Source organism: Acidisarcina polymorpha (genome assembly GCF_003330725.1).
GTDB lineage: Bacteria > Acidobacteriota > Terriglobia > Terriglobales > Acidobacteriaceae > Acidisarcina > Acidisarcina polymorpha.
In genome coordinates, this window is sequence record NZ_CP030840.1 from 3,629,666 (window position 1) to 3,647,193 (window position 17,528).

Annotated in this window: 14 protein-coding genes and 2 pseudogenes; 8 read left to right on the top strand and 8 right to left on the bottom strand. The window is 55.6% G+C overall.

What is annotated here, in order from left to right; translation table 11 throughout:
• Positions 1 to 182 precede the first annotated feature (182 nt).
• Entirely contained in the window at positions 183 to 347 is a 165-nt protein-coding gene (locus ACPOL_RS33600; RefSeq protein WP_161557387.1) for a hypothetical protein, read from the bottom strand.
• A gap of 183 nt (positions 348 to 530) precedes the next feature.
• On the opposite strand from ACPOL_RS33600, the gene ACPOL_RS15565 reads away from it, so the two are divergent.
• The 4 genes from ACPOL_RS15565 to ACPOL_RS15580 all read left to right on the top strand — a co-directional run bounded on the left by ACPOL_RS15565 (position 531) and on the right by ACPOL_RS15580 (position 3,360).
• A complete protein-coding gene (locus ACPOL_RS15565; RefSeq protein WP_236656816.1) occupies positions 531 to 1,244 on the top strand; it encodes a helix-turn-helix domain-containing protein in 714 nt (237 codons plus the stop codon).
• Between the two features lie 686 nt (positions 1,245 to 1,930).
• Positions 1,931 to 2,293 (top strand): lipase family protein, encoded by a 363-nt coding sequence (locus ACPOL_RS15570; protein WP_236656817.1) that lies wholly within the window; start codon positions 1,931 to 1,933, stop codon positions 2,291 to 2,293.
• 128 nt (positions 2,294 to 2,421) lie between these two features.
• Positions 2,422 to 2,949 (top strand): transposase, encoded by a 528-nt coding sequence (locus ACPOL_RS15575; protein WP_236656818.1) that lies wholly within the window; start codon positions 2,422 to 2,424, stop codon positions 2,947 to 2,949.
• Positions 2,950 to 3,003: 54 nt separating this feature from the next.
• Positions 3,004 to 3,360, top strand: coding sequence for a hypothetical protein (locus ACPOL_RS15580; protein ID WP_114207866.1), 357 nt, complete (start codon positions 3,004 to 3,006; stop codon positions 3,358 to 3,360).
• Between the two features lie 355 nt (positions 3,361 to 3,715).
• Here ACPOL_RS15580 and ACPOL_RS15585 read toward each other — a convergent pair whose 3' ends face one another.
• Positions 3,716 to 4,171 (bottom strand): hypothetical protein, encoded by a 456-nt coding sequence (locus ACPOL_RS15585; protein WP_150133026.1) that lies wholly within the window; start codon positions 4,169 to 4,171, stop codon positions 3,716 to 3,718.
• 128 nt (positions 4,172 to 4,299) lie between these two features.
• Between ACPOL_RS15585 and ACPOL_RS15590 the strand changes: the two genes are divergently transcribed.
• Positions 4,300 to 4,941 (top strand): sigma-70 family RNA polymerase sigma factor, encoded by a 642-nt coding sequence (locus ACPOL_RS15590; protein ID WP_236656819.1) that lies wholly within the window; start codon positions 4,300 to 4,302, stop codon positions 4,939 to 4,941.
• Positions 4,892 to 7,645, top strand: coding sequence for a protein kinase domain-containing protein (locus ACPOL_RS15595; protein ID WP_236656820.1), 2,754 nt, complete (start codon positions 4,892 to 4,894; stop codon positions 7,643 to 7,645). The genes ACPOL_RS15590 and ACPOL_RS15595 overlap by 50 nt, the downstream gene beginning before the upstream one ends.
• A gap of 543 nt (positions 7,646 to 8,188) precedes the next feature.
• Here the strand turns inward: ACPOL_RS15595 and ACPOL_RS36310 are convergent.
• The 4 genes and pseudogenes from ACPOL_RS36310 to ACPOL_RS15610 all read right to left on the bottom strand — a co-directional run.
• Positions 8,189 to 8,496, bottom strand: a pseudogene (locus ACPOL_RS36310) (transposase); the annotation flags it as partial.
• Between the two features lie 184 nt (positions 8,497 to 8,680).
• Positions 8,681 to 8,917 (bottom strand): annotated as a pseudogene (locus ACPOL_RS35740) (site-specific integrase); the annotation flags it as partial.
• A 407-nt stretch (positions 8,918 to 9,324) separates the two neighbouring features.
• Positions 9,325 to 9,516: a single stranded DNA-binding domain-containing protein gene (locus tag ACPOL_RS15605; protein ID WP_114207870.1), complete on the bottom strand. Its 192-nt coding sequence runs from the start codon at positions 9,514 to 9,516 to the stop codon at positions 9,325 to 9,327.
• Between the two features lie 143 nt (positions 9,517 to 9,659).
• Positions 9,660 to 10,127, bottom strand: a complete 468-nt coding sequence (locus ACPOL_RS15610) for a hypothetical protein (protein WP_236656821.1) — start codon at positions 10,125 to 10,127, stop codon at positions 9,660 to 9,662.
• Positions 10,128 to 10,832: 705 nt separating this feature from the next.
• On the opposite strand from ACPOL_RS15610, the gene ACPOL_RS15615 reads away from it, so the two are divergent.
• Entirely contained in the window at positions 10,833 to 12,971 is a 2,139-nt protein-coding gene (locus ACPOL_RS15615; RefSeq protein ID WP_114207871.1) for an efflux RND transporter permease subunit, read from the top strand.
• A 323-nt stretch (positions 12,972 to 13,294) separates the two neighbouring features.
• On the opposite strand, the gene ACPOL_RS34855 is transcribed toward ACPOL_RS15615, so the two are convergent.
• Entirely contained in the window at positions 13,295 to 13,672 is a 378-nt protein-coding gene (locus ACPOL_RS34855) for a hypothetical protein (RefSeq protein WP_236656822.1), read from the bottom strand.
• 559 nt (positions 13,673 to 14,231) lie between these two features.
• Entirely contained in the window at positions 14,232 to 14,489 is a 258-nt protein-coding gene (locus ACPOL_RS33185) for a hypothetical protein (protein ID WP_150133027.1), read from the bottom strand.
• Between the two features lie 820 nt (positions 14,490 to 15,309).
• On the opposite strand from ACPOL_RS33185, the gene ACPOL_RS15630 reads away from it, so the two are divergent.
• Entirely contained in the window at positions 15,310 to 16,104 is a 795-nt protein-coding gene (locus ACPOL_RS15630; protein ID WP_114207873.1) for a DUF72 domain-containing protein, read from the top strand.
• Positions 16,105 to 17,528: the final 1,424 nt, after the last annotated feature.

Here is a 17,528-nt window from a genome sequence, read left to right on the forward strand (position 1 = left end):
TTGCCACCAAGACATCCTCCGGCTCCCCATTCTCTGAGATGAAGGCCAGTTTGGAGATGGCATCATCCAAGAAACATACCGCTTCGCAATATTCATCAAGCAGTTGTAGCCTGGCAGGACACCACGGGACATGCATACCTGTGAAACTACCATTTCTTGCGCGCTGAGGTCTTAAGCCGCCTTCATTTGGCGGGCACAATTGCTTGAGGATGTTGATCGACCAGGCGCCCATTTCCGGCCGAGTAGAACATCCAAACGCCTAAGCCCAGCAGTAGGCCTACCAGGATGACGGTGCTGAGCACCAGCCTAGCTATGTTCGCAGCACAAAACTCGCCTACTCGAGCCATTGCGTTTCCGCCCTTGTTTGTTGGAGATGCTTGTCTCAGTCGTACGGTTTCGTCGCCGGCGTTGATTTCTGTCACTGTTGCCCATGTGCACCAAACTTGGTCACTGGCTTTCTCCTTTCGTTCGCCTACCATCCTGGGAAGTACTCCGTAGCCGCCGTCGTGGCTGTGTAAATGTGGGAGGCGTTGGCCTTCCACATTTTATACTCCTGCCGCCAGTTCGCCAGAGTGTTGCGCACATCGTTCAGGGTGCGGAACCAGCCAGCGATTTTGCTTCCCAATCCCTTCGACACGCTGGTGCTCCATGTAACTCAATCAGCTCTCGATGAGATCGCCTATGCCCACAAGATACCGCGCGTCGATCAATTGGTTTGGCCGCATGGGCATTTGGATCCTGTCGTATACCACCTAGGACAGACTCTCGTTGCCTCGCTCGATCAACCCAATCACACATCGAAGGTTTTCCTGGACCATATTTTGCATGCTCTGAATTGTCATATTGTCAGTTCGTATGGCGGTTTGAGAATATCGACCCCGCGCTCTCGAGGTGGGCTCTCTCCTCTTCAGATGCGAAGAGCGACAGAGTTCCTGGAGGCGCATCTAGACGGCAATATCAACCTCGATCAGGTTGCAAGAGTGTGCAACTTATCGGTAAGTCACTTTGCTCGGGCCTTCAGGCAAACCTTTCGCAGGCCGCCTTACAGGTGGTTGATTGAACGCCGCGTAGCCAGGGCCAAAGACCTTATCGCGACTTCCCACCTGCCCCTTGCCGAGATCGCCATGCAGTCTGGATTTTCAGACCAAGGTGCACTGAACCGCTCGTTCAAACGAATCATCGGGCTACCGCCGGGAAAATGGCGGGGCGAGACGACCCGGGGCCGCCGCGGTTTAGGAAGTTAAGGGGCATCCGGGCGGTTGGGGGTCCGCAGTAGCACCTCAAGTATCGCGTCAGTCGCAGACCGGATGCGTTGACCGATTGGCAATCGACTCTCTTCAATATCCAGAGGCGCGCCAGGGTTGCCGCCTCATCTGTGCGCTTAGTCAGCTACGGAGTCATCTTCTCCGACATCGGCCAGGGATCGAGTCAATTCGCGTTCAATCATTGGGACTGTCACAGCAACCATATTTGAGTATTGGTAAAGAGAACCGATGATTAGGCGGGAACTCTCAGCGATTGCGTCGGCGGTGTAACCCTGAAAGCCGAATCGTGACGAACTGTGAGCAACTGCTTGAGCACAGCATGCATCCTCTCGGTGGCACGCGTGGAGCAGGCAGTCTACGTGGTCCCATACTCTTGCGGTTTGATCAATAAGTTGCTCTTCGTCGTCCGATAGCGGGCACCTGCATAGAGGGCATTCCATCTTTCCGATGTGCCTGACTTCTGCAACAGAAAAGATCAGTTCTTGATCGTTTTCGCCCTTCCCGATGGTCTTCGCCTATATGCGGCTGCGCATCCGCAACTACGCTCAGGGCTAACAGGATGGCGAATGTGACGACGGCCACGAGAGAGTGTCTTTGCTCGCGCTAGATCGGTCAGCACACCGTCAAGCCGTGCGCTGATTCTCACAAACCTAAGGAGGAAGACTATGCAAGCATTCAGGTTTGTTCGGAACGTTGTGGCGACGTGCGCCACACTAATCGCGATCACCGGTCACGCCCTCAAAGCGTCCGCTCAGACCGTCCCTGCAACAGGAATGAAAACCGTACCACTCGTCCATGGAGCATGGGCAGACGGTTCGAGCTGGTCGAAGCTCATTCCATTGCTGGGGGCGAAGGGCCTGAATGTTGTTGCATTCCAGATTCCGCTGACATCATTCGCAGACGATGTTTCAGCAACCCAGCGTGCCATCGCTCTCGAGGATGGGCGTTACTGCTCGTTGGGCACTCGTACGGCGGGGCTGTCATTACCGAAGCTGGCAACGATCCTAGTTCGGTTCCGATCGGCGTAGGAACGCTCGTAATGAGACCGAAAGCACAGATTCTCCTTTATCTGGGGCCAATGCGGACACGTAGACGAGTCCTGCCACCTTATCGGAAGCGCTAAACCATTTGGTCAGTGCTGCCGTAGCGGGGACGAGTGGCACGGCTGGAGGAAGCCATCCTGGAGGCGGTTGAGTTGGCATCACCAGCGCTGCGACAGGTCATCAACGATCTACAGGCACTGCGAGGTATCGCAGACATTTCGGCTGTGACCATTGCGAGCGAGTCAGGCCAGGTATCCCGCTTCGACAGTGCTCGGCAACTGATGGGTTACTGCGGCGTTGTACCAAGCGAGGATTCCAGTGGTAAACGAACGAGACGCGGAGGCATCACCAAGACTGGCAACGCGCACCTGCGACGCATCGTTGTCGAAGCCGCATGGAGCTATCGTCGTCCGCCAGGTATCTTGTACGGTCTGCGAAGACGACAGGAGAGCATCTCGGAAGAGACCAAGGAGATTGCATGGAAGGCGCAACACAGGCTGCACAAGCGATATTTGAAGCTGGGTGCGGCCGGCAAGGACCAGAGGAAGATCGTCACAGCTGTAGCTCGAGAGCTGCTGGGCTTTATCTGGGCTATTGGTAGCAGAGCAGAGACTGTCTCCAGGCAGCAAGTTGCAGCCTGACAACAACGCAGAACAAAAAACCTCCTAAGAAGGAAAAAGATAGGAACACTATCGATGAACGCTGACATCCATCTCGAACACAGAGCCAGCAGCAGCCAGGGCAAGCACGAAGGAGAATCCTCGCTCGGCCTATGCGACAGGCTCAACCGGACTCGCGATAACAGTCAGAGGCAGCTCCCGATGGATCATGATTATGCGGTTCCGACCCGCGAATATCAGATTGATCAATCGTCGCTCAAAACTGCTCCGACTGCGGCGGACGGCGCGACTGAGCGCGTCGTCGATCTAAAGGACTTTCGCTACGCGGGGAACGATGGCGGATGGATGGGCCTCGACCCTACCGGTGCGCCGTTATTTCTCCGCGATCTGAGCACTTCCGACATCTACTCTCTAACTCTCGAAAGAAAGTGACAGCCTACTACCTGGTGGGTAAAAAGAAGTCGTGCTTGTCGCTCTCATCCCAGAGTCGCGGAACGACCGGATTGGCAGGTGTATGAGTTGCCGACTACACAGACGAGTAGATTGCTCTCAATCGTCATTAATTGAGTTGGCGATGATGTTTATAGAAAGGGACGCTCGGGGTTTTGCGAGATGCTCTCTCGAAACCCCGAGGTCTTGTCACACTCGCCAATTCGGAACCCGCTCAGCCTACAAATCCTTTACAAGGATCATCGTCGCTAAGTGAAAGTACCTCCGAAGCGGCTGTCCACTGCTGTTTTGAGGACTCAATCCAATGGGACACTCGGCCGGAAATTGTCCTTTATCTCTAATCGCGCTCTACAAATTGCCTCCGTCCTGTCCGGGTGATGACGGCGCCCGAGTCCTGACAGATGGCTTGAAATCCGGTCCCGTCTGCATCAATCACGAAGTTGAAGTGAGAAGTGATCCCGCCCCCAGTCTCGGTGAACTCGCCCGTGCAATCATCATTCACCGAATACGTGCCCGTTGCGGTCCCGGGGCCTACGTTGCCGTTTTGGCTCGTACTGAAAATGAAGGTAACGCTGCCATTGCCGTTGAAGTGTTGCACTCCAACCTCGGCATACGGCCCCCACGCTACGGGCGGGATCGGGGCAGCAACGAGCGCCCCGGTGGACGTATAAGCGAAGTGGTGGCTGGCCAGGGTGACGTCAGAGCAGGCAGCCTTCGCCGCGGGCGTAATACCCAGGACGAACGCGCCGCCTGCGGCGATGGTAAGGGCCTTTGCAATAATGCTGAGTTTCATGATGATCTCCTTTGAATTCATAAAATTCCGTGGAATCAGATATCAGACCGTTCGGCCGGCCTGATCTCCTCTTCACTGGTACAGGCGGAATTGGGCGGCACGAACGGCCACGTTTTGATATATTTTTTGTGCCCGCAGGGAAAGGGCCATCCATCGACGCACCTTCCGCAGAGATCACCCAGCTGCTAAAGGCCTGGGGCAGTGGTGATAAAGCAGCACTCGGCCAATTGGTCGAGCACGTTTATCCCGAATTGCGCCGCATGGCCCACCGCTATATGAAGAACGAGTGCCGCGGCCACACCCTGCAGTCCACCGCAATCGTCCACGAGCTCTACCTTCGCCTGATCGATGTGACCAGGGTCGATTGGCAGGCGCGCGCCCAGTTCTTTGCAATAACGGCGCAGATGATGCGACGCATTCTGGTTGACGCGGCCCGAGCCCGAGGTTCTCTGAAGCGCGGCGGCATAGTGGTTAGAGTCAACCTCGATGAGACGGCTGTCTTGTCGCCGGCTTTGGACCGGTCGATCCTTGACTTGGACGAAGCATTGACAACCTTCTCGCTGTCGGCTCCTCGGCAGGCCAGGGTTGTCGAGCTGCGTTACTTTGGCGGATTGACCGAAGAGGAAATTGCTACGGCTCTCATCATCTCTCCGCGTACGGTCAGGCGAGATTGGGATTTCGCCAAGGCGTGGCTGCTTCGAGAGTTAAGCCATACTGTAAGTGACGATAAGAACTCCGGACATGACCCAGGAGCGCTTCCGGAAGATTGAAGAGCTGTACCACGCCTGTCGCGAGGCATCCGCGGACAAGCGCGCTGCGCTGTTAGCGCAGGCAGACTCCGAAGTGCGCCACGAAGTTGAATCGCTTCTCGTCGAGCGAACCGATCACGATTTCTTCGACCGGCCCGCCATTCATAACCCCCTGCAACTGCCAAATGAATCAACCGTCGCCCAATTGACATCCGGCGCCACCCTCGGGCCATACCGCATAGAGAGCAAACTCGGCGAGGGGGGCATGGGGCAGGTCTTCCGCGCGGTAGACACGCGCTTAGGCCGCTCCGTGGCGATCAAGATCAGTCATGGAGAGTTTAGCGCTCGCTTCGATCGCGAAGCGCGCGCCATTTCATCGCTCAATCACCCCAATATCTGCACGGTGCATGACGTCGGCCCTAACTATCTGGTGATGGAATTGGTAGAGGGCGAAACGCTTGCAGAGCGGCTGAAACAGGGTCCCATGCCCATCGAAATGGTGTTGCGCTACGGAGGGCAGATTGCTGCGGCGTTGGCGGAAGCGCATGGTAAGGGCGTCGTGCATCGCGATCTCAAGCCGGGAAACATCATGATCGCGAAATCCGGAGTGAAGGTCCTGGATTTTGGCCTGGCGAAGTCAGGCCACGACGAAACGCTCACTGCGAGCCACATGGTGATGGGTACGCCCGCCTATATGTCGCCCGAACAAAGGCAAGGCCAAACCGCCGATGCGCGCTCCGACATCTACTCATTCGGCCGTGTTCTCTACGAAATGCTGACTGGCACGCGAGTCGGGTCGGTGCGAAGACCTATTCCGTCAACAAAAATGGAAAAGATAGTAAGCCGGTGTCTTGAGGAAAATCCAGAACGTCGATGGCAATCCGCCGCCGAGTTGGAGGCAAGTCTCGCGGACGTGACCGCCTCAGGCAGCCGCGGGAGGAGCGCCCTTGCCGCCGGGAGTGGTGTGAGGAGTTTGTCCGCCGCCTGGTTCTACGCGGGGTTGGCATTAGTGGTAGGCGCTATCACTTGCGGCGTGTATCTATATTCGACCCGTAAATCATCCGCACCGATGGCGACTCAGGATGCGTGGACGCCGCTCACCGACCTCGCGGATTCAGCCGTTTCTCCGGCAATCTCTCCGGACGGGCGAATGCTCGCGTTTGTTCGCGGCTCCAACACTTTCTACGGAGAGGGGCAGGTTTATGTCGAGCTTCTGCCCGGCGGCGAACCCGTCCAATTGACACACGACGGCGTGGAAAAGATGAGTCCGGAGTTTTCTCCTGACGGCTCGCGCATCGCGTATACAACGGTGCCCGGTTTTTGGGACACCTGGGTCGTGCCAGTTCTGGGAGGCGAGCCTCGACTCATGTTGGGCAATGCCGAGGGCCTGACCTGGATCGACACGAAGAACATTCTTTTCTCCGAACTGAAGAAAGGGCTGCACATGGTGCTGGTCACAGCCGGCGAAAATCGTGAGAACAGCCGAGATATCTATGTGCCGCCCCGGGAGAGAGGCATGGCCCACCGCTCGGCAATCTCTCCGGACCACAAGTGGGTGCTTCTCACCGAGATGGACAACGGCGGGTGGCTTCCCTGTCGTCTGGTGCCTTTCGACGGCACTTCGCCGGGGCGGACTGTGGGCCCGACAAAGGGTGGGTGCACGTACGTGGGGTGGTCTCCGGATGGGGGCTGGATGTACTTCAGCTCCGATGCCGGCGGCCACTTTCACATCTGGCGGCAGCGGTTTCCCGGCGGCACGCCTCAGCAGGTTACCTCAGGGGCGACGGAGGAGGAAGGCATTGCTATGGCTCCAGACGGAGGATCGCTGATCACATCCGTAGGGCTGGTGCAAAGTACGATCATGCTCCATGATTCGAAAGGAGAACGGCAGCTTTCGTCAGCAAATTACGCGGTGAAACCCCGATTCTCGGCCGACGGGAAATATATCTTCTACCTGGTTCCTCCGCCCGGAACCTCCGGGCAACTGTTCGGGAGTGGGGAGCTCTTTCGTGTAGGTCTGGAAACCGGCGAAAGTCAGCATCTGCTGCCCGGTTTTTTGATGAACGGATATGCCCTGTTTCCCGACGGAAAGCGAGTCGTGTTTTCCGCAGCCGACCCAAAGGTCCACTCCCGCCTTTGGATTGCCGATTTAGATCTTCGTTCTTCGCCTCGGCAGTTCCCCTCAACCGTCGACGAAGATTCGCCTGAGGTCGACCAGAACGGCAACATTTACTTCCGTGCCGCGGAAGGCGGGTCGAATTTCCTCTATCAAATGAAAGAGGACGGAAGCGACCGCCTAAAAGCACTCCCTTCGTCAATCCTCGAATTCGAGAGCGTTTCGCCCGACGGTCGCTGGGCCGTCGTTGGCGCGTCATCCCAGCATCAGGACCCTCCGTTCGCAAACCTAACAGCATTCCCGCTTGGCGGGGCAACTCCAGTAATTATCTGCCGGGAGCATTGCGAGGCGAGGTGGGGTGATCAAGGGAAAACCTTTGCGGTATTCCTCAATGACAGAGAAGCCGGCAAGACTGTTATTTTCCAGCTTGATGCCGAAGATAGTCTCCCCTCGCTGCCACCTGACGGAGTGGGTTCAGTTGATCATCCCGAGACCCTGAAGGGCACCAAAGTTATCAATAAGATGGTTATTCCAGGGCCGAATCCAGGACAATATGCGTACCTGCTCCGAAGCGTGCATAGAAATCTTTACCGCATTCCACTGCCTTAGTCATGGCGGAAATATAAGCAACATCAGACGAGCCGGAAAAGCGCCGATCCGAAAGTTTCATCTGGGAGCAGGCGAAGGCCGAGTGTTCGAGACCGAACTACCGCGGTTAGTCTTCGACGCAATATCGGTTAGCGATACTGGCCGATGCCTTCATTGAGCCGTCCAGATCGGCCTAAGTTCTGCCATGTTGCCGATAAACGTCATACTCTATCGGAGCTGCTCCGCGGGCGCGAGTGTGTGGTGTAGCAGTGGCGTGAGAGGGGAGTAGGTCGGATAGAGCGGTTTGAAGGAAGGCGCTGGTGCGGTCGGGAGAGGATGTTGGCTATGGGTTTTTAATGCCTATGGGCTGGGTCGACGCGATGGATGAGGTCCGGCAAGTGGAGCGAAGCCTTCTCAGTAGCCACCCGCATTTGGATACGGGGAGGATGCAGCGGGGGTCGTAGAGCGAGTAAGAGGCGCTGTTTTGGGCCGTGAGACACACCTCCAGTAAGCATGCTGCGAAGCACACGATGATCGCCGCTTTGACCTGGCGGCTAGGAAGAGTCAAGCTGATATGCCTCCTTTGCTTCCGCGAAGAATATCTGTGCGGCCGAGAGCCGTGCGACAAGGTGCATGCGTCCATGACAGTGCGGACACTCCCATTGTGTGGGCCTTGCGATAACAGGCGTTTCAGTTGGAGGAGGCTGGTTGAGCAGAGCGCGGCAGAGTGGCAGTATGCGGGCTCGTCTTCGGTTGGCGAGGAAGCCGAAGTAGCGGATGCGGGGAAAGCCTCTGGGCAGGACATGCTGTACGAAGCGGCGCAGAAACTCTGCGGAAGCCAGTATCATCGCTGTCGATGTCCTCGACCTTGATCCGCGCCGCTTCGGTCCTGCGTACTCCAGTGGCATAGAGCAGCACAAGGATCATGCGGTACAAACGGTCGGGCGCGGCTTCGATCAGCCGCACGACTTCCTCCTGGCTAAGCACGGTCGGCAGCTTGTGTGGCACCTTGGGGAAGATGAGATCGTCGAAGGCCAGATCACGCCGCTTCAGTGTGCGCTTGTATAGGAACCGCAGTGCCGAGACGCGCATCTCGACGGTGCTGGGCTCAAGCCTCTTCTCCTGCAGCAGGTATCGCTGATAACGCCGCAGGTGCTCAGCGCCCAGTTGCTCCGGCGAGCAATGGAAATGTTCGGCAAACTGTCGCACCGCACCGAGGTAGCCGCGGATCGTAGAAGGTGAATAGTTGCGCCGCTCAAGCTCGTGCAGCATGCGCTCGCGAAGTTGGGTCATAAACAATCTCCTTCCTATGACCCCTCACCCTAACCCTGCAGGACTCCCTTCGCTACACCACGACTCTCAGTCCGCCGCGCCAGCGGCTTCGTTCAAACCGGCTAATCGGACAAAAGCTATTCTGCTCATTTGGTGCACGATCGCCAAAGCACTCATCGACAATAATCACGACGAACACTTCCTTGGGGCGGAGAGGTGGAGGCAGCGAGCGGAAAAGACATGATGCGTCTGTCTGAATGCGGTTGCAGAGCTGGGCTGTCCGTTTGGTCAGGCTCTCTGGCAAGTCCGATGACGATTACGACAACTAGCTCTGAAACACGATGCCACATATCTCTAAGTGACAGGCCATTTACATTGGGGGTGGTTGGGGCAGTGTTCGCGCACCGCCCCCTTTGGCCAACTGCTGATTACACGTAGGTTACCGTGACGTCCTGTGATGTCGCGTCGTCTTCCGGATCTTCGGCCTTGGCCACGCGTTCGATCTGCGAAGCATAGACCTCATACCGAACGAGCTTGAGGGTTTCGCCGCCAATGGTTTTCTCCCATTTGCTGGTTCGCAACTCGCCTTCGAGGTATACGCGATCGCCCTTAAGGATCATGCGGTCATCTTCTGCTATTAGGTACCAAGCGACGCTATTCGCGCGGAGACGCCAGGAATGATACTGGGCGCTTCGTCATGTGCCTTTTTTACTCACAACGGCCGCTAGATTGGCGAAGGCTATAGTCCGCTCGTTCTCCCGAGCTATGAGGGCAGGCCGTTCTTTGAACTTACGGGATTGTCGATAACGATAGGAGAGGGATGGCTCTTCTCAGTGGTAGGAGAGGTCTGCTCGGCAATGGAAAGATTCTCCGCCTTGATCTCAAGCCGCAGGCGATTGAATGCGCTCATGTATACGTTACCCATCCACACAAGCGCAAACTCCGAGATCAGGAAGCCCCGCCATCCCTGGTAAAGCATCTGAAAATGGGTGAAGAAGAGGAACAGCGCCGTCACATAGTGACTAAAGCAATACTCACATGTGAAGAGGTAAAAGAATTTGCGCTGGTAGAGCGGTTTGCAGTTTTGGCTTCTGTCCTTGCAGTATTCCCTTGGCTCGCGAAATACCTCCTCGTGGGTGATCGTCCATGAGACGCAAGCGACCGGAAGCCCGAGCAATATAAGAACGCCGAATTGGTGCGACAGCTGGTCATTAAGAACAAGCGGGTTCATGGTGTGCCCTCCTACCCTCTGCCTTGCAAAGGCTTCGAAATGGCGCCGATGACAGCCCCCGGCGAGAAGGTGGTAAGGGCCGGAACTATGGCCCTGCCGGAAGGTCGCCCAGGCGGATCGCTGTGCTCCGTTCGGCTCCGAGTCCTTTGGCTTCCAGGAGTATCAGAAGCTTTTCAGAGCGTAGAAACAAATGGCTTCTTCTTAAGAAGAATTGCGGGATTTCGGTCGCCCGGCCAACTACGACACTTTCGGAGGTGAGTGAAGCATGCGTAGCTAGTAGCGCCCAATACTCAGTCTGATGCGGATTCTTGAGTCGCAGTGAGAAATCTGCGCGTTGATCTACAGCTTGTGTTTCATCCAGCTGATCTGGGTGGCGCAGCCACGTTTCACACAGAGATCGCTCAAGAGTCCACGCGCCAGGATTATCTGCACTAGGTCGAGCACATGCGGGAGCGGGTCGCACGCCTGGAACAAGCCATCATGGAAGCGGTGAAGCTGGCATCGCCCGCGCTGCAACAAGTCATCAACGATTTACGACCAACTCACCGGCTGACGACTACTTCGCGGCTCGTGACAGCAATGTTAGGTTTCATGTTGTCGGTAGCACACTTGAACTCAATAGTCCTTCCGCCACTTCGAATTTCGCTCAGTATCCCTTGCGTGAGTGGCGCGCATCCCACCCTTGCGCGGTGGTAAGAAAGTCCTATGATCACGTTCAAAGATAAGCTTCCAGGGCGGCACTGGCTGATGCTAGCATTGGCCGTACTTTTATTTGGTCTCGTAGCTATATTTGTCGACCTGAAGCCGCAGGTGACCGAGAACTTCTTTTTCTCTCCGAGTGATTCCGAATATAAAGAGTCGGCAAGGATTGATAAGATATTTCCTTCCGGCAGCCAGCTGATCGTTAGCGTAGCCGCGTCGAGTGTTTCTTCGCAGCACTACCTTCAGCGGCTGGCACAGTTGACGCGGCAATTGCAGGCGGTTGAAACAGTTAATGGTGCCGCAAGCCTGACTGACGGACCGAAAGACTTTGCGGATGCGGAAAAGAGCCCCTTTTGGAAGCGATTGTTGATTGCGGAGAATGGGCGCTCCAGCAACGTGGTCCTTTTTGCTTCCAACAGAGACGGCGAGGGACTGATCCGCCGGGTCGAAGCGATCGTGGACAAATTCAATGCAAAGGATTTTCGCATTAATATTGCCGGGGCCCAGTATGTGGCCGAGATGATCCGACGAAGTCTGAAGCATGATTTCCGTGTCTTTAGCCTTACGTCTGTGCTCCTGTTCGGAGCGGCAGCTTGGCTTCTCTTTCGATCGTTGAAGCTCACTCTTGGAATTCTCGTGACGTGTACCAGCGCCGTGCTGGCGACGCTGCTCGTCCAATCGGCAGTGGGCGAAAAAATCGGGATCCTGACTGCAAACTTGGGAACAATTGTCTTTGTCGTGACCTTGTCTCACCTGGTTTATATGACGTTCAACTGGCAGACACTTGCGCGTCAGGGAGATGAGGAGGAGGTTGATTCGCGCAGCCTGAGTGCGAAGGCGTGGCGTATGACGTTGCCAGCCTCGTTCTGGTCGATGGTGTGTGCATCGCTTGGGTTCGGAAGTCTGTTGCTGGTGCCGGCCAAACCATTGCGTGAGCTAGGCTACGGCGGCGTGGAGGGAACGGTGATCGCGCTCTGTTGCGCATACCTAATGTACCCGTCATTTTTGGAGTGGGCACGGCCCAAAAAGACACAAACACTGCCTGATGAACGCTGGTCTAAATTTTGGACTAGGAAGTTTGCCTGGCCTTCCGTGGCTATCCTGTTGGTCAGCGTCGGCTTGAGTTTTGGCATATCGCGGCTAAATACCGACCCCAGCCTGCTTGATTACTTCAAGAAAGGCAGGGAACCGCGAGACGGACTTCTATATGTCGACCGCAACGGGGGGTCGAATCCGCTGACCCTGGTGATCGCCGCAGCGAATGGCGACAAGCTGGATACGAAAGAAGAGTACGACAAGATGTGGAATCTGCAGGAGGCGCTCGAAGAGCACAAGGGAGTAGGAACCGTGCTCTCGCTGCCAGTATTGATGGACGAGGGGCATCGTCAGCCGTTTGCCTTCCTTTTCGGTTGGGACCGCCTGCTAAAAATCATGAGCGAAGCGAAGCACGATAGGATCGCGAGCACCTTCGTATCGAAAGATCGTAAGCTGGCGGCCTTCTATCTGCGCATGGACGAGCAAAGGCGGGACAAGCCGCGAGTTGAGGTTGTGAACGATCTAAAATCGATTGTTCGGAAGCAAGGCTTCACACCCTATCTCGTTGGGGGCGTGTATCAGTTGCAGGGAGCGCTGGCGAAGCTGGTAGCGTCAAGCCTCAGAACTGGCCTGATTTGGTTACTAGTATTTTTTACGGGCGTGGCCTTGATCGTCGGCCGGAATATCCGGGTAGCGATCGCCATGATTTTCAGCCTCAGCTTGGTGCCCATCTGGATGCTGGGTGGTATTGGTTTGCTTCGTATTCCCGTTGATATCATCTCCGCGCCCGCTACCAACGTCTGCATTGGAATGGCGATCGATTCGATGGTTCACCTGGTGTTTGGGGTGAAGCGTGCGCAGCGCGATGGCAAAGAGGGCTGGAGCGCGTGGGCAGCAGGCCGTCGTGAGCAATGGCGCGGCATCGTCTATTCAGATGTCATCATCGCGGCCGGCTTTGCCATCTTTGCCCTCTCGAATTTTCCTCCTACACAGAGGTTCGGCCTCGTAGTCGTTGCCGGAACGGTCATAGACATTCTCGCTAATCTCTTTTTGCTGCCGCTGTTGGGGGACGCCGATTTGAAAACACGGCATAGCGTTGCAAAATGAACTGTTTAGATTTTCGGCCCAGTCTCGCGAGAAAGGCCGCAACGTCAAACGACTAAAATTGCCAACTTGCATAGGACCGACCCCTTCTTTCTCCGCGAGACGTTGATAAACTAGACCACGCCTTTGTCGCCCACTGACAGAGGTGGGCGGAAAAAGACGGCTAGGCCATTTGCCTAAGGTTTGGGCGCTTGCGATGCCTTGGCTCTCGAATAGAAAGAAGCTCCGTTCCCGCTCCGCTTGATGACGGCTGGCCCACTTGAGTTGGCTAAGCCGCGGGCGAATGGCCGCCCTGTAAGCGGCATACCAAACCCCTAGCTCGAAAGTCAGCGGCCAAAAGTAGGACTGATTTCCTCGATGCGCCAGATCGGGCCACCCTCATAGAGTGGTCCTTCCTCCCGAACGAAAGCCGGAGGTGCGCCGCTCTGTAGCCAGATGTGATAGTCGGCCGGCTGTTTGCCGATCATCGGTGCGACCATCCCAGAAGCCCCACCCAACTCAATGTGAAGGGTAAAGTCGGTCGCTTGCCGCCGTAATCCCCCAACGGTAAAGGCTAGACTGCCTGTCGGTTTAATAGAGACTAGGATCAGACGCGGCTTCTTGCCTGGTACAACGTATGAAATCTTCGTTTCCGCAGTGGATGGAGGAATGTTCAGCAGGAGATTGGGCGGAAGCCCGTTCGACACGTCGGGTGGCAAGTCCATATGTTCCTTGGTTAACGTGCATGGGAAATGAAGGCCCATGCTGAATGTGGTGGTCGCTGACCAGTCGGAAGACCTCGCGTTGCGTGAAGATGGTGGTGTCGTCATCGATTGATCCGTCACGAAATCGAAAAATAAGCCGCGAAGTGACCCGATCGCCATGAACTATTTGGGTTGATTCACCCGTAGCGATGAGCTTGCCGTCAAGCGTCCGGATAGCAAGAAAACCGTGGCTTGATCCCTGGGCGAAGCGAACGTGAATCGGCTCTGCGTCCGCCAAGCCGGTTAGGATTGCTGCCAAAAGAGAGGTGGCGCCAAGGATACGGGTCAATGAAGCGCACATGAGAGCTCCTACCTGGGTAATTTGAAGACGTCATTCCTCGCTCGTGCGACTCGAGAACATGGATTGTGAGTCTTGGCGTCGAAGACAAGCCGCCAAATCGAAAAAAGGAGACGTCATTTCGTATAATCGAGGTCACATGCTCACTCGGATCTATATTCCCAACTTTGGAAGCGTCGGATCGCAGGCAATAAGTCGCAATCACGTCTTGACGGAAGAGGCCTAAATGCCCGTTGGGTGGGTAGGCATTAAGAGGATTACATCCTCAACGCCGCGGCGTCGGAGCGAACTCTTGGCCTCTAGTTTCACCTCCCCGCTGGGCGAAAAAGTGAAATCGTGGGCTGCGTAGCAAAGGCCACAAAGCCAGAAGTGTTCCAATACATCGGTTTCGCCTTTTCGGGTAATCACTCGCACCACCCGACCGTCACGAAGGTAGTGCAACTGCAGTCTGCAATCTGGATTAAAGCAGCGGTCAATCATGATCGTCCTCTTCAGATCTGCGATGCAGGTGATTTCGAACTCAGTTGCTTGTTCAAAGTTTATGCCACCCCCTTAGCGCGGTAAAAAGCCTTTGATTTATGGTTCCTTCCAGCTCGCTTGAAGATTCCTCGCTTGAGCCTTCCGGTTCGAAATTTCCCAAGAGGCCCGCCCCAGTCTTGTGAGCCCGATTAGCACGATCATCAGCCTCAATTGCGTTCTCTGTACCTGTGTCTAGCTCTTGAATTCCTACTCCTATGACCTAGCAGGTGCTTACATCGCCTTAGAAAAGTACGATGCAGATGGCAGCAACTCGGTTTGTCAAAGTCAGTCGGAACTTAGGGTCGTTGTCTGTTCGTCGGTCATGCTGCCTTGTGGACGGCTGCCTCTGAAAGAGCTAAATGAGCAGCTGTTCTTGAAATATTCGTGGCAGGCATGGCCTTTAAGTGCGACTTTGTAGAGGCTTAGAGATTGATTCGAGCGATTTACCTGCTGCCTTCAGGCCGATCACCCACTCGCAGATGGCGGCGAGAACCATCAGCGTGGCACCAATGAGGAATCCAGGCTGCGAAAAGCTTCATAGCTCCTTTGGCTCGAAGTCTTCGAGGAAATGATCCGCTCCGTCACACTTTCAATGCTCAGGGCTGCCTAACGACCACTATCCTGAGATCGGGCCGCATATCGTCAAGCTGGCGGACCAACTCGGCGCATGGCACATCTTGAAGCCCCCGGGTTAAACGATGAAACAAGGCCCGATGTGTTTGTAAGGCATTCTCAATATAAACAACTCGAACAAGGTAGCACATGGGGTATACGCTGATAGATGACAGTCTTTATTGGTACGGCAGGATGGACTGTGCCGAAGCAGCATCTGCCTCTCTTCTCGGAACGCGCGATGGGTTCGCATCTGGAGGGCTATGCAAGCCGACTGCGGTGCGTGGAGATCAACTCCAGCTTTCACCGGCCGCACCGGCGAGCCACCTGGGAGCGGTGGGCGGCAACCACGCCCGCTAACTTCCGCTTCGCCGTGAAGGCGTCCAAGACCGTAACTCACACCGCTAAACTTGTGAACACAGGCGGCGCTCTGCTGGAATTCTTTGATTCGGTGCGTGGTCTTGGCGATAAACTAGGACCAGTGCTCTTCCAGCTTCCCCCGAAGCTCGCCTTCGACGAAGGTGTTGCACAGGAGTTCTTCATTACTTTGCGAGAATTCCATCCGGGCGCGGTGGCTCTGGAGCCTCGTCATCCGAGCTGGTTCCATCCCCAGGTCGACAGCCTCTTGCGAAGCTTCGAAATCGCCCGCGTTGCCGCCGACCCACCCAAAGGATCTGAACTCGCGAGCCTGCCGGGAGGCTGTTCAGGCCTGTTTTATTGGCGTCTTCATGGAACTCCGCGCATTTACTACTCGGAGTATGACGAGCAATGGCTGCAGACCTTTGCGAAGCGACTACAATTGCTTGAGGCCGGACCGAGGCCGAAGGAGACTTGGGTTATCTTTGACAACACCGCGATGGGCCATGCCACCGCCAACGCCGTCTGGCTCAAAGATGCTTTATCCTCCGACCGAACTGACATTCGCTTGAGAAGCCTGAGTCTAAAGGACGGCTTTGCTGACTAACTACGTGGTCTCCGTAGCGCCGACCTACTCTCTTTCGCGTACGGATCGGTTGTCTTGAAGAGAATCCTGGGATACTTCGACGACCGCAGTGATTGTAGGGCGACTTTCCGACCAGGCTCGGCAGGCTTCCGACAGCTTGGATCATCCCGAGCACCTCGTAATCTCGGAGCGATCCGTCAGTTCGTCCGACGCGCTCGCTTTGAAGCTCGCACCGTCCTGGGGGATGGTAGCAGCCATCCTGTCACCCTCCGAGCAGGCCATAGTACTGCCGCGGAAGAACTGCTTGTGCCGGATTCTTCATGAATCCTCTTCCAACGTCTCTCTCACGGTGTACCCTGCAAGCGTAGACTATGTCGGGCACGAAACAAAGCTTTTGCAGCGCTCAAATCAGAGAAGGAATGAAAAATCTGCTTCAACGATTCTTCCTGCACGCGGCTAAACTTTTATTACGCCTGCTCACAGAGCTGGAATTCGCCTGCCGTTCAACCTCAGCCCCCTGGAAATGAGTCTCATTCCAACATTGGTCACGCTGTTCGATGAACTTGGAGCCTGACTCATGTTTCTCCGCAGTTTTACTCGAGCGAGATGACTGCGAAAAACTTGATCTGGCGGAGCAAATAGGTTATTACTATTTTTCACCCAGTGTGTCCGCAGTTGTCTCGTTTCCACATATTGGAGTGACCAAAGGGCCATATCAAGGCGCCCGCTCCTAGCATTTCTTCTCTTTCCGTTTGTTTGTAACTGACGGAACTTCGGCGTAATACCATCAGCACTCGCGCAACCGCATCAGCCCTTATGGAACTCAGATAGGGGCGAAGCCATTTAGGCGTTACCGGGCGTCTTTGGCTATCTCTTCTGGGACCTCGGCTGGTGGACGCCGGTCTATCTCTTCGCCGCCGGACTGCTTGCCGGATGGCTCTGGCGGGCATTCAAGCGCGGGCGGACATCCGGCATCGTCCTTTATCCATGGATGGCCTTCTGGGTGTTGTTCTGGTTCGGCTGGAACTGCCTCTTTGACGCCCGGGGAATCGTGCTGATCGAGGCATGGATCGCGCTCGCGATCTACGACAAGATTTCATCAGAAACGCATCTGTTGCCCAGTGTGCCCAACGCATTGTTTACTACAGTGCTACTTCCTTCTACACGGCCGGCACGAGCGGCGCTGCTAGCGCTTCGCTTCCGCTCGTGCCGACGGTGAATCCCTAAAGAGGAATTTCTATCGGCTCTCTACTTCCAAGCACAAATCGGCCATGTGCGTCGCCCACCCTCTTTCCTTATTATTCGGGCGCAATTTCCTCTGCCTCGAGTCTATCCAGCGAAAATGACGCGAGTTGTTTAGCCGTAAAGATCGCCATGGTGTCATCTGAGAAGTACACTGCGAGCTGACTACAGTTCACATAATCCCTGGCGATCATTTCGAATTT

Excerpts from the sequence above, each read along its gene's own strand:
- ACPOL_RS33600 (WP_161557387.1), bottom strand. The coding sequence starts at position 347 with ATGGCTCGAGTAGGCGAGTTTTGTGCTGCGAACATAGCTAGGCTGGTG.
- ACPOL_RS15570 (WP_236656817.1), top strand. The coding sequence starts at position 1,931 with ATGCAAGCATTCAGGTTTGTTCGGAACGTTGTGGCGACGTGCGCCACA.
- ACPOL_RS15580 (WP_114207866.1), top strand. The coding sequence starts at position 3,004 with ATGAACGCTGACATCCATCTCGAACACAGAGCCAGCAGCAGCCAGGGC.
- ACPOL_RS15585 (WP_150133026.1), bottom strand. The coding sequence starts at position 4,171 with ATGAAACTCAGCATTATTGCAAAGGCCCTTACCATCGCCGCAGGCGGC.
- ACPOL_RS15605 (WP_114207870.1), bottom strand. The coding sequence starts at position 9,516 with ATGATCCTTAAGGGCGATCGCGTATACCTCGAAGGCGAGTTGCGAACC.
- ACPOL_RS15610 (WP_236656821.1), bottom strand. The coding sequence starts at position 10,127 with ATGAACCCGCTTGTTCTTAATGACCAGCTGTCGCACCAATTCGGCGTT.
- ACPOL_RS15615 (WP_114207871.1), top strand. The coding sequence starts at position 10,833 with ATGATCACGTTCAAAGATAAGCTTCCAGGGCGGCACTGGCTGATGCTA.
- ACPOL_RS34855 (WP_236656822.1), bottom strand. The coding sequence starts at position 13,672 with ATGGACTTGCCACCCGACGTGTCGAACGGGCTTCCGCCCAATCTCCTG.
- ACPOL_RS33185 (WP_150133027.1), bottom strand. The coding sequence starts at position 14,489 with ATGATTGACCGCTGCTTTAATCCAGATTGCAGACTGCAGTTGCACTAC.
- ACPOL_RS15630 (WP_114207873.1), top strand. The coding sequence starts at position 15,310 with ATGACAGTCTTTATTGGTACGGCAGGATGGACTGTGCCGAAGCAGCAT.